General features: G+C 48.5%; 5 protein-coding genes. 4 read left to right on the top strand and 1 reads right to left on the bottom strand.

Going from position 1 to position 6482, the window contains the following annotated elements:
• Positions 1 to 295: 295 nt before the first annotated feature.
• Positions 296 to 544 (bottom strand): TIGR03905 family TSCPD domain-containing protein, encoded by a 249-nt coding sequence (locus B5F07_RS20500; RefSeq protein WP_087163057.1) that lies wholly within the window; start codon positions 542 to 544, stop codon positions 296 to 298.
• 453 nt (positions 545 to 997) lie between these two features.
• Here B5F07_RS20500 and B5F07_RS20495 point away from each other — a divergent pair, with 453 nt between their 5' ends.
• From B5F07_RS20495 to dnaX, 4 genes are all read left to right on the top strand, one after another.
• Positions 998 to 2026, top strand: a complete 1029-nt coding sequence (locus B5F07_RS20495; RefSeq protein ID WP_087163056.1) for a hypothetical protein — start codon at positions 998 to 1000, stop codon at positions 2024 to 2026.
• A gap of 87 nt (positions 2027 to 2113) precedes the next feature.
• Positions 2114 to 3460 (top strand): glucose-6-phosphate isomerase, encoded by a 1347-nt coding sequence (locus B5F07_RS20490; protein ID WP_087163055.1) that lies wholly within the window; start codon positions 2114 to 2116, stop codon positions 3458 to 3460.
• A gap of 263 nt (positions 3461 to 3723) precedes the next feature.
• Positions 3724 to 4800, top strand: coding sequence for a 6-phosphofructokinase (locus B5F07_RS20485; protein ID WP_087163054.1), 1077 nt, complete (start codon positions 3724 to 3726; stop codon positions 4798 to 4800).
• Positions 4801 to 4876: 76 nt separating this feature from the next.
• Positions 4877 to 6481 carry a DNA polymerase III subunit gamma/tau gene (gene dnaX / locus B5F07_RS20480; RefSeq protein ID WP_087163053.1) on the top strand — a complete coding sequence of 535 codons (1605 nt, stop codon included), beginning with the start codon at positions 4877 to 4879 and terminating at the stop codon, positions 6479 to 6481.
• Position 6482 lies beyond the last annotated feature (1 nt).

The following is a 6482-nucleotide window of genomic DNA, read 5'->3' as shown; positions in this document are numbered from 1 at the left end:
TTATTTAATTTTTCATCATTCAAATGTTACACCTCCATTATAGAAAATTAAGTCTGCAGTTGCAACCTTCTGTGAGCTCAAACAAAAGGAAAATGTAGCGGATACCGCCTGTGAAACAGCTGAAAGAATATAGATGTTTCTGCTGATTGTCAGAATATTATACTTTATGCGTGCATGAAATGCAATAAGTAAATATACACAAAAAGTATAAAATGTTTCTAAAATAAAAAAATCAAAATAAAATCAGAGAGAAGAATTTCTATGTGTACAATTCTTCTCTCTGAAAATTTACTGGTCAGTTTCCTGACGCTACGGCTGCCTTCAGTGCCTGTGCCAGCTGATCCGGACAGGATGTGGACTTGAATCCGCATTTGATACCGTCGATCCGGGCGATGGCCTCATTTACATCCATTCCTTCAATGAGACGGCCGATTCCCTGCAGATTTCCGCTGCAGCCTCCTACGAAAGAGACATTTCTTACTTTATTATCCACAATATCAAAATGGATCTGTCTAGAACAGACGCCTTTTGGAGTATATTCCATTGCGATTACCTCCTTTGTACAAATCAATTCAGACAATGTTTTTGTCCACGAGAATTATAGCAAATGCCATAAAGAAATACAAATAAAATTTTTGTGTTCCATTTTTCGGGCGATTTTTGAAAAATCTGACATTTGGACAGGAAGAACCGGAAACCTGAGAAAAGTGGAACGCTGTGGGAGCAAAGGGACTGGAAAGGGATAAAGCTGAGAATTTAAGAGGTTCATGTGAGATTAACAGGAAGAGACAGGGAGGGAAGAGACGTTCGCCATTTTCGTCATTTTCAGAAGCGCGGGTGTAGAATTATGTAGAACGGTTTTTGCGGACAACCCGGGAAAAGTGGGCTATAATGTGCACAAACACAATCCGTAACCGTCGAACTGGGATCGTTTGTATGATCACGCATCTGACCTTAAGGATATTGTGGGAGATTAAATAAACAGGAGGGTTTTGCCATGCTACAATTAGTGACAGGCACCAATGTTGTCATCTGGCTGATGGCGGCCATTGGAGTGCTGGGTATACTGGCGAAGATCATTAACCAGTTTACTCTGAACAGACTGCTGAAAGCAGCAGGAAACATGCCGAAAAGCACGCACCGACTGATAAAACTCGTGAGAGCAAAGTACGAGCACGCAGTTATGATCCATGATTCTGTGGAAAATATAGATGCGTTTGTGGAAAAATACATATATGAATACAGGGGATGTTTATTCCGTATCCATACATGGAGACAGATAGAGACACTTTCCATATGGTTTTCCGGAATTCTGGCGGCATTTGGGGCGTCAGCTTATTATCTTTCTTCCGGATTTTCAGAATCCGTTTATCAATATATTGCGGGAGGCGCCGCAGAGATGATTCTGCTTGCCGTAGTCAGATCGCTTTCGGACGAGCCTTACAAGATCAGGGCGGTAAAGATGTATATGGTGGATTATCTGGACAATATCTGTGCGTTCCGGCTTAAGAGGCAGAGAACGTCCGATCGGGATTTTATCGATGTAATCGCGGCGGAGAACTCCGGAAAGCAGGCGTTTCAACCGGCATATCAGGGAAGCGCGGGCGTGGTTGCCGGTGCATCCCGGGAAAATGCACCCCGGGAAAATGTATCCCGGGAAAATGCGTCAAGGGAAGCTTACCAGGCATCCCAGGAGAATTTCGGGCAGATGACGGACCGGACGGCAGCAATGCAGCAGGGGACAATGCAGCAGAACACTGCCCGGGAAGGCGAAAGAAACAGTTCCCAGAGTTCCGGGCGGGGAATCTTCCGCAGAGGAGCGCAGAAGCAGGAGTCTGAACTTCCGATCAACATTGAGGGAGAACCACGCAATGTTGAAAAAGCGGGAAATGAAAGTCAGAATGTCCAGAGACCTGTTCCGGATCAGAATATCAGAAGACCTGCCGGAAATCAGGAGGAAGACGATGACAGACCGGTACTGAGAGAGGAGGCGATCCGTCAGATTCTGGAAGAGTTTCTTGCATAAGGCATCCATATTTGGTAAAATGTGCGTAGAGTACCAGACATGGTACGGCAAAAGATGATATCAGAATATCAGAAAGGAAGGATAACAATGAGCAAAGTGACATTTGATTATTCAAAGGCGTGCAGTTTTGTGCAGGAACACGAGATGGAATACATGAGTGAGCTTGCCGCGCAGGCAAAAGAAAAGCTGCTTGCAAAGACAGGCGCGGGAAATGATTTCCTTGGATGGATTGATCTTCCGGTAGATTATGATAAAGAGGAGTTTGACCGTATTAAAAAAGCGGCAGAGAAGATCCGCAGTGATTCAGAGGTTCTGCTTGTGATCGGAATCGGCGGTTCCTATCTGGGAGCCAGGGCAGCGATCGAGTTCCTCGGACATTCCTTTGCGAATGTTGTTTCAAAGGAGATCCGCAAAGCACCGGAGATTTACTATGTTGGAAACAGCATCAGCAGCACATACATCAAAGATCTGATCGATGTTGTAGGAGACAGAGATTTTTCTATCAATATGATTTCCAAATCGGGAACGACGACTGAGCCGGCGATTGCCTTCCGTGTATTTAAGGAGATTCTGGAGAAGAAATACGGGAAAGAGGAAGCTGCGAAGAGAATTTACGCAACTACTGACAAGGCAAAGGGAGCACTGAAAAATCTGGCGACAGAGGAAGGTTATGAGACTTTCGTTGTGCCGGATGACGTTGGGGGACGTTTCTCCGTACTGACCGCAGTTGGTCTGCTTCCGATCGCTGTAAGCGGAGCTGACATCGACAAACTGATGGAAGGCGCTGCTGCAGGAAGAAAAGCTGCGCTGGAGAATGATTTCGCAGAGAACGATGCGATGCAGTATGCGGCAATCCGTAATATCCTGCTTCGCAAGGGCAAGACAATAGAGGTGCTTGCAAACTATGAGCCAAGCCTCCACTATGTATCTGAGTGGTGGAAACAGCTCTACGGAGAGAGCGAAGGAAAAGACCAGAAGGGTATTTTCCCGGCATCTGTAGACCTGACGACAGACCTTCACTCTATGGGTCAGTTCATCCAGGACGGCAACAGAGTCCTGTTTGAGACCGTTCTCAATGTTGAGAAGTCCAGGGAAGAGATCGTAATCAATGAAGAGCCGGTTGATCTGGACGGACTGAACTACCTGGCAGGAAAGAATGTCGATTTCATCAACAAGAGCGCGATGAACGGCACGATCCTTGCCCACACAGACGGAAATGTTCCGAACCTGATGGTGAAGATTCCGGAGCAGAATGAGTTCTACCTTGGAGAGCTGTTCTATTTCTTCGAGTTCGCATGCGGCGTGAGCGGATATTTACTCGGCGTTAATCCGTTCAACCAGCCGGGTGTTGAGAGCTACAAGAGAAATATGTTTGCTCTGCTTGGAAAACCGGGATATGAGGAAGAGAGAGAAGCTCTGCTGAAGAGACTGTAGTATAGACTGTGATATGGAAAGCCGGAATATCAGAAATTGAAATATCCGGTTATAAGGATGGATTTCCCTGGCGGAGATCCATCTTTTTTCCGGTTATTCCGGATTTTTTTGCAGTCATTTTTGGCGGGGCTTTTACGGACCCGAAAATCATGATATAATATAGGGCAGTCGTAGAGAACCGGCTGCTTATTATTTTTCAGAATAAATATTTCACAAAAATAGAAAATAAATATAAGCACCGGACATGTAAAGGAGGAAGTGTTATGTTACGAATTGGAATGCTGACAAGCGGAGGAGACTGCCAGGCTCTCAACGCGGCGATGCGCGGCGTTGTGAAAGGAATCTGTTCCAAGAGGGATGATGTGGAGATCTACGGATTCAAGGACGGATACAAGGGCTTGATCTACGCGGATTTCAGTATGCTCACCTCAAAGGACTTCTCCGGAATCCTGACCAGGGGCGGTACGATCCTCGGCACGTCAAGGCAGCCGTTCAAGCTGATGAGAGTGCCGGACAAGGATGGGCTGGACAAGGTTGAGGCGATGAAGCATACATATCACAAGCTGAATCTGAACTGTCTTGTGATACTGGGAGGAAACGGAACCCACAAGACGGCGAACCTGCTCCGTGAGGAAGGGCTCAATGTGATCACGCTTCCGAAGACCATTGACAACGATCTGTGGGGAACGGACATGACGTTCGGATTCCAGAGTGCGGTGGATATCGCTACGGATACCATCGACAGGATCCACACGACAGCTACATCCCACAGCCGTGTATTTATTATAGAAGTAATGGGACATAAGGTGGGACATGTGACGCTTCATGCGGGAATCGCAGGCGGCGCGGACATCATCCTTCTCCCGGAGATTCCCTATGATATCAAGGCGATTGCCAGGGTGATCGAGGGAAGATCAAAGGCGGGCAAGCCGTTTACAATCCTTGCGGTGGCGGAAGGTGCCATCTCCAAGGAGGATGCGAAACTGAAGAAGAAAGAGTACAAGGAGAAGATTGCGAAGAGAAAATATCCTTCCATCGCCTATGAACTGGCGGAGCAGATCGAGAAGGAGACGGATAAGGAAGTAAGGATCACTGTTCCGGGACACACCCAGAGAGGTGGATCTCCGTGTCCGTATGACCGTGTATTTGCAACAAGAGTCGGCGCGAAGGCTGCGGAGCTTATTCTGGAAGAAAAGTACGGATACATGGTGGCGATGAAGAACGGCGAGACTACGAAGGTTCCGCTTGAGGAGGTTGCCGGAAAGCTCAAGACCGTTGACCCGAAGTGCAGCCTGATTAAAGAGGCGCGGATGATCGGCATCAGCTTCGGCGATGAGTGATCTTTCCCGGAACCGGCGGATGATCGGACGGAAATTAGATCCGGAAAAAATTAGAAATTCAACAGAGGTGTAATTCATGTCATATACGGCATTATACAGAAAATTCCGCCCTACGGCATTTGAGGATGTAAAAGGGCAGGACCACATTATTACGACACTACAGAACCAGATCAAGGCAAACCGTATCGGACATGCATATTTGTTCTGCGGAACAAGAGGTACCGGAAAGACCACAGTGGCGAAGATCTTTGCAAAGGCGGTCAACTGTGAGCATCCGGTGGACGGGAGCCCCTGCGGGGAATGTGCCATGTGCAGGTCCATCGCCGCGGGGACTTCCATGAATGTGATCGAGATCGACGCAGCGTCAAATAACGGTGTGGACAATATCCGGGAGATCCGGGAGGAGGTGACGTACCGCCCCACGGAAGGGAAATATAAGGTCTACATCATCGACGAGGTGCATATGCTTTCCATAGGCGCTTTCAACGCCCTCCTGAAAACGCTGGAGGAGCCTCCGGAGTACGTCATTTTCATCCTGGCGACCACGGAGGTGAACAAGATTCCGATCACCATTCTGTCCCGGTGCCAGCACTATGATTTCAAGAGAATCAGTATCGAGACGATCACGGACAGGATGAAGGAACTGATGGACACGGAGAAGGTGGACGTGGAGGACCGGGCACTGCGTTATATCGCGAAGGCTGCGGACGGTTCCATGCGTGACGCCTTAAGTCTTCTCGATCAGTGTATTGCATTTTATCTGGGGCAGAAGCTCACTTATGACAATGTCCTGGAAGTTCTGGGAGCGGTGGATACGGATGTGTTCAGCCAGCTTCTCAGAAAAGTGATCAGCCGGGACGTGGCAGGGGTCCTTGACATTGTGGAGGATCTGATCATGCAGGGAAGGGAGTTGACCCAGCTTGCCACGGATTTTACCTGGTATTTAAGAAACTTGCTTCTGGTAAAAACTTCTGATAATATAGAGGATGTTCTGGATGTATCCACGGAAAATATGATGCAGCTCAAGGAAGAGTCCCAGATGATCGAGACGGATATGCTGCTCCGCTACATCCGTATTTTTTCTGAACTGTCGGGGCAGTTAAGGTACGCGACGCAGAAGAGAGTGCTGCTTGAAGTGGCGCTGATCAAGCTGTGTACGCCAGCCATGGAGACCAGTCAGGATGCGCTTCTTGACCGGATCCGGGCAGTGGAGGAAAAGGTGGATAAGGCGGCGGAGAACATGCAGGAGAGAGTCGTGTATGTGAATGGCGACGGAGCGGCTGGAGAAGGATATCCGGGCGGTTCGGGAGCAGGGGCTTCCGGGAGAGGAAGAGGACCGAAGCCGGAACTTCCCAACGCCATACCGGAAGATGTCCAGGAAGTGGTGAAGAACTTCCGGTCCATTGCAGATGAGGCGTCCGGCATGGTCAGAGGGTATCTGAAGAAAGCAAGATTAAGCCTGGGCGGAGACAACCGGCTTCTCATCGTGCTTCCCGACAGTCTGGCGGCGAGCGTGGTCGGAAGAGAGGATCACAGGCAGGAGCTGGAAGGACTGATCGAACAGCGGATCGGGAAGAAAGTAGAAGTGGAGGTCCGCTATGTAGAGGAAGGAAGACATTTCGAAGATACTTTCGTGGATATAGAGCAGAAGATCAATATGGAGATCACAGTGGAGGATTAGA

It is taken from the genome of Lachnoclostridium sp. An169 (assembly GCF_002160525.1).
Taxonomy (GTDB): domain Bacteria; phylum Bacillota; class Clostridia; order Lachnospirales; family Lachnospiraceae; genus Mediterraneibacter; species Mediterraneibacter cottocaccae.
Note: the sequence above shows the minus strand (reverse complement) of the source record. Positions and strands in the feature narration are given on the sequence as shown.